Origin of the sequence: Cobetia sp. SIMBA_158, from assembly GCF_046566945.1 — a bacterium.
Taxonomy (GTDB): Bacteria; Pseudomonadota; Gammaproteobacteria; order Pseudomonadales; family Halomonadaceae; genus Cobetia; species Cobetia amphilecti.
In genome coordinates, this window is record NZ_JAWJYL010000231.1 from 1 (window position 1) to 280 (window position 280).

The 280-nt window shown below is 51.1% G+C and carries 1 rRNA gene; it reads right to left on the reverse strand.

Annotated elements, in window-relative coordinates:
• A 23S ribosomal RNA gene (locus tag R2R70_RS19770) occupies nt 1–280 on the reverse strand; the annotation flags it as partial.

Here is a 280-nt window from a genome sequence, read left to right on the forward strand (position 1 = left end):
TGAGCTATTACGCTTTCTTTAAAGGATGGCTGCTTCTAAGCCAACCTCCTGGCTGTCTGGGCCTTTCCACATCGTTTCCCACTTAACTATGACTTTGGGACCTTAGCTGGCGGTCTGGGTTGTTTCCCTCTTCACGACGGACGTTAGCACCCGCCGTGTGTCTCCCGGATATTACTTTACGGTATTCGGAGTTTGCAAAGGGTTGGTAAGTCGGGATGACCCCCTAGCCTTAACAGTGCTCTACCCCCGTAAGTATTCGTCCGAGGCTCTACCTAAATAG